Annotated in this window: 4 protein-coding genes; 1 reads left to right on the top strand and 3 read right to left on the bottom strand. The window is 71.1% G+C overall.

Annotated features, from left to right (window positions below):
* From VF665_RS22240 to VF665_RS22230, 3 genes are all read right to left on the bottom strand, one after another.
* On the bottom strand, positions 1–1,666 hold a 1,666-nt coding region (locus VF665_RS22240), incomplete at its 3' end, for a PQQ-dependent dehydrogenase, methanol/ethanol family (protein ID WP_331055671.1).
* A 9-nt stretch (positions 1,667–1,675) separates the two neighbouring features.
* Positions 1,676–2,242 (bottom strand): MSMEG_3727 family PQQ-associated protein, encoded by a 567-nt coding sequence (locus VF665_RS22235; protein WP_331055670.1) that lies wholly within the window; start codon positions 2,240–2,242, stop codon positions 1,676–1,678.
* A 483-nt stretch (positions 2,243–2,725) separates the two neighbouring features.
* Positions 2,726–3,562, bottom strand: coding sequence for a DUF1206 domain-containing protein (locus tag VF665_RS22230; RefSeq protein WP_331055669.1), 837 nt, complete (start codon positions 3,560–3,562; stop codon positions 2,726–2,728).
* 236 nt (positions 3,563–3,798) lie between these two features.
* On the opposite strand from VF665_RS22230, the gene VF665_RS22225 reads away from it, so the two are divergent.
* Positions 3,799–5,334: serine hydrolase domain-containing protein (locus VF665_RS22225; protein WP_331055668.1), on the top strand; the 1,536-nt coding region annotated here is incomplete at its 3' end.

Below are 5,334 nucleotides of genomic sequence, written 5' to 3'. Positions count from 1 at the left end.
AGCCCTCCAGCCATCCGCCCCACCCCGTGGGCACCGCGATGTACTGCTTTCCATCCACCGAATACGTCACCGGATTGCTGTGAATGCCGTTCCCCGTCTGGAACCTCCACAGCACCTCACCCGTCCGCGCGTTCCACGCGTTGAAGTAGCCGTTCGGCTCGCCGGTGAACACCAGGTTCCCCGCCGTGCTCAGCATGGACGCCACCATGGGGTGCTCCCCGCGCCACGTCCACACCTCGCGCCCGGTCATGGGGTCGATCGCCTTCACGGCGCCCCACTGCTCGCCCTTGACCTCCGCCTCGCCGCCCAGGTAGTACAGCCCCTCGCGGAACTCCACGGGACGCAGGCGAAAGTCCGCGCACGCCTCGATGACCGGCGTGTACAGCAGCCCCGTCTGCGGATTGTACGAGGCGTGCGGCCACTCCTTGGCGCCCGCCGGCCCCGGGCAGATCTCCGTGCCCTCGCGCGTGGGCATGCGCTGCGGCGTCACCGCGCCGCGCGCGTCGATGGTGCCCCACGTGGCCCGCGCGAACGCCTGGGCGCGCACCAGCTGGCCGTTGGTGCGGTCCAGCACGAACAGGTATCCGTTGCGGTCAAAGTGGGCCAGCAGCTTTCGCCCGTCGCGGTCGAACAGGATGTTCTCGTTCACCCCGTCGTAGTCCCACACGTCGCCCGGCGTCCACTGGTAGTGCCAGCGGGTCACGCCGTCGTCCGGATCAAAGGCCACGACGCTGCTGGTGTACAGGTTGTTCCCCGGCCGGGTGCGCCCGTCAAACACGGGTCCGGGATTGCCCGTCCCCCAGTACACCAGGTCCAGCTCGGGATCGTACGTTCCCGTGATCCACGCCGTGCCGCCGCCGCGCTCCCAGGTGTCCCCCGTCCACGTTTCCGCGCCGGGCTCGCCGGGGCGCGGCACGTTGTAGCGCCGCCACAGCCGCCGGCCCGTGTCGATGTCGAAGGCGTCCATGTGGCCGCGCACGCCGTACTCGCCGCCGGACCCGCCCACGATCACCATGTTCTTGACCACCAGCGGCGCCATGGTGGCGCTCTCGCCGGCGCGCACGTCGCCGAACACCTGCTCCCACACCTTCTGCCCGGTGGATGCGTCCAGCGCCACAAGGTGGGCGTTCTGCGTCGCCATCATCACCTTGCCCTGCGCCACGGCCACGCCGCGGTTCACGTTCCCGCAGCAGAGCGGCACGTCCAGCGGAATCGCGTGCTGGTACTGCCACAGCACGCGGCCGTTGGTGGCGTCCAGCGCCCACAGGTAGCCGTCCCAGCCGGACACGAACATCGTTCCGTCCACCACGATGGGCGCCGCCTCGAACGAGTAGGTGCCGGGCGTGGCGATGAGCCCCACGGGCGCGAACTGGAACTGCCACGCCGGGCGCAGCCGCGCCACGTTGCCCGTGTTCACCTGGTCCAGCGTGCTGTACCGCTGGCCGTCGTACGCGCCGTAGTACGTCATCCAGTTGCGCGGCTCCGAGCGGGCACGCACCAGGCGGTCGCCCGTCACCGCGCCGGAGGCGGCGGGCGCGCGGCCCACGATGGCCTCGTTCCACGACGGGAGCGGCGCGGCGGTGCGGGTGACGGGGTACACCGGGCGGTTGGGGGCGCACGCGGCGGCGGCCAGCAGCGCCGCCGCGGCAAACCATGATCTGCGCATGGGCAATCCTCAGGGGCGGCGTTGGCGGGGGCGGTCCAGCCTGGCTTCGGCGGGCACCTCGCCCTCCACCAGCACCAGGCCCAGCATGCCGCGGGTGGCGTGGTTGGCCACGGGGCAGCCGAACCAGTAGTAACCCGGCGCGTCCAGGCGAATGCGGGCCCGGCCCCGGGTGTTGATGGGGAGCGTCATGGCCTGCCGGTTCCCCGAGTTGGGGAGCAGCACGGCGTGGTACGACCAAGGGTCGTCGTTCTGAAACTCCAGCTCCAGCTCGCCCCCCGCGGGCATGACGATGATGGCGGGCTGCCAGATGTACTCGCCCGGCGGAATGCGCACGTACTGGCGGTACACGCCGTCCGGTCCGCGGTCCGCGCGCGACAGGCCGCCGTGCGCGAACAGGCGGCCCACGATGGCTTCGTTCTGGTCATCCACCTCGGGGAGGTAGTTCACCAGGTCCACCATCCGCGGGTTCAGCTGCCGCAGCACGCTGGGCCGCAGCAGCCGCACGTAGTTGCACGAGTTCAGCGTGCCGGCCAGCAGCACCAGACCCGCCACCTTCCCCACCCTCGCCAGCGTCATGCGGCCTCCTGGTCGGTTGTGCGTCGCGCCCGGGCTGGCCATCGCCCGCCCATGCGGCGCGCAGCACGGTGCGGGCGAGGATCCCGGAGCGGATCGTCGCCACCTGCCCATCCGGCGCCCCCAATGAACAGGCACCGCCCCGCCATCCAGGGTGGATCACGGGGAGCCGCTCCGGCTCGCAGACGCTGTGCCGCCAACCGGTCAGCGTTTGTACGAACCTTGAAGCCTGCGGCAGAAGACCGTGTGGACAGCCCCTCGCACGACCCCTTCCGACGCTCCCGGAGATGCCGTTTGCCCCCTCTCCCACATCTGTTCGTGGGAGAGGGTGGACGCGTCTCAGCGCGGCCGGGTGAGGGCCACACCGGCGGCGCGTTCCACCGTCCGCCCCGTCGCCCCGTCCGCCCCGTCCGCTGGGCACAAGAAAAAGAGGAGGGCGCCATCACCGGTGCCCTCCTCTTTTCATCCACCTCCGCCACGCGCGGATCAGGCCGGCGTGATCCGCCGATAGCGCGCGTTCAGCAGCTGAGTCACGCCGAACCCGATCAGCCCCAGCGCCACCAGCCCCAGCAGCCACGGTCCGTACGCGGTGTTGTGCAGGGCCCGCAGCGCGCCATCCATCCCGCGCGTTTCGCTGGCGTTGTCGTGCCGCGCGGCCTGCACCAGAAAGAAGCCGATGAGGATGAACACCACGCCGCGCGCCGCCAGTCCGGCGCGCGCGGCGGTGATGGCGGCGCGGCGCGTGTTTGCCTCCAGCCGCGACAGGTCCAGCCGCTTGTCCAGCTCCGCGCGCCAGCCATGGATGATCTGCTGGATCCCGTAGCCCGCGATGACGAGCCCCGCGGCCGCCACCAGGAACTGCCCGCCGGGCGCGTCCAGCGCCTTGGCCGTGAGCGATGCGTTCGCGTTGCCACCCCCGCCGGACGAGGACGACATCGCCATCCGCGCCGCGGACAGGGCGAGGCCCGTGTGCACCACCCCGCTGACGGCGAACGCGGCGCGCCGTCCGGCGCTGTCGCCTTCCGGATTGATGCTCGCGGCCACAAACCGCCACACCGCGTACCCCATCAGCCCCAGCGCCACAAGGCCCAGCATGAACTTGCCGCCCGGGCGGCTGACGATCTCGGCGAACACGCCGCGCTGGTCGGTGACGCCGCGCTTGCCCAGCGCCGCCTGCCCCGCGATGATGCCCAGGAGCACGTACACGACCCCGCGCGCCGCGTACCCGATGCGCGCCAGCCGCTCCACCCAGGGCGCCGCGTTGCGCGCCGCGCCCCTGGCCGCCGCGCCCGCCTGCCCCGCCACTCCGCTCACGTTTGCCATGCGGCCCCCTGCCCCCGGTGTGTCCGATCCAGTATTCTCCCGCATGCAGGGCAAGAACGGTGACACGCGCCGGACCGCGGAACCGGCCGGCCGCCCGCGCCCGCCGGCGCGGGCTCAACATCCCGGAAAGCCACCCGCCCATTCGTTTGTCGACAAATATGAAACTCCCGCCCGCCTGCCGTCGTACACCCCCCGGCAGCACTGGCATTCCGATCCCCAACACGCTTCTCCTCATGTTGACGAAAACGACACGCTCTCTGGGCAGGCTGGCCCTCGCCTCGCTCCTTGCCGCCCCTTCCGCCCTGCGCGCGCAGAGCGCCCCGGTGGTAGTCGACCCGTCGCTCGCCGCGATGGATTCCATGCTGGCCGCGGCGTACCCCGCCGGGGGGCCTGGCGCCTCCGTGATCGTGGAGCGCAACGGCCGCGTGCTGATGCGCAAGGCGTACGGCATGGCCGACATCGAGCTGGGCGTGCCGCTGCGCCCGGAGCACGTGCTGCGGCTGGGCTCCATCACCAAGCAGTTCACCGCCGTCGCCGTCCTCATGCTGGCCGACGAGGGAAAGCTTTCGGTGGATGACGAGGTCACGAAGTTCTTTCCCGACTATCCCACGCAGGGCCGGCGGATCACCATCGCGCACCTGCTGAACCACACGTCGGGGATCCGCAGCTACACCTCCATGGCGGAGTGGCGCCGCGCCCGGCGGAACGACGTGTCGCCCGCGGAGCTGATCGCCATCTTTCGCGACGCGCCCATGGACTTTGCGCCGGGCCAGGATTGGCGGTACAACAACTCCGGCTTCGCGCTGCTGGGCGCCATCATCGAAAAAGTGAGCGGCCAGAGCTACGCGGACTTTCTGCGCGCCCGCATCTTTGAGCCGCTGGGAATGCGCAGCACGTACGTGGAATCGCAGAGCGCCATCATCCCCGGCCGGGTGCGCGGGTACGAACTCGCCGAGGGGCGCGTGGTGCGCAACTCGGAGTACCTGAGCCTGTCGCACCCGTACTCGGCGGGCGCCATCGCGTCCACCACCGACGACCTGCTCAAGTGGGGCCACGCCGTGGCGGAAGGGCGCTTTCTGAAGCCGGAGACGTGGCGGCGCGCGCACGCCGCCGGCACGCTTCCGGACGGCCGGTCCACGGGGTACGGGTACGGCTGGTTCATCTCCCGCCTGGCGGGGCAGCCTACGCTGGAGCACGGCGGCGACATCAACGGCTTCAGCAGCCACGACCTGCTGATGCCGTCGGAGCGGCTGCACATCTACGTGCTCAGCAACGCAGAGCGGGACTTCGGCAACCCCGAGACCTTCTCCAGCCGCATCGCCGAGCGGGTGCTGGGACGCAGCTCCATTCCCGCGGCCGTCAACCTGTCCGCCGCCGCGATGGACGTGTACACGGGCGTGTACCGCGTGGGCGACGAGCGCCGCGTGTTCACGCGGGAAGACGGAAAGTTCTACGTGCAGCGCGGCCGCAACCCGCGGCAGGAGCTGATCCCCATTGGCGACCACCAGTTCGTGAACCCCGCCAGCGGATCGCGCTTCCTCTTTCTTCGCGAGGGCGGGCGGGTGACGGGCGTGCGGCTGCGCCCCCGCCTGGGTCCGGACGAGGCGGTGTCGCCGCGCACGGAGGAGACGGTGGCGGACGCGCTGGCCGGCGTGCGTGCCCTGGTGACGGTGCCCGCCGCGGTGCTGGACAGCTATGCGGGCGCGTACCAGGTCACCCCCACGCTGGTGCTGAACGTGCGCCGCGAAGGGTCGGTGCTCAAGGCGCAGGCG

It is taken from the genome of Longimicrobium sp., from assembly GCF_036387355.1.
In the GTDB taxonomy this organism is placed as follows: Bacteria; Gemmatimonadota; Gemmatimonadetes; order Longimicrobiales; family Longimicrobiaceae; genus Longimicrobium.
This window is presented reverse-complemented; position numbering and strand designations above follow the sequence as displayed.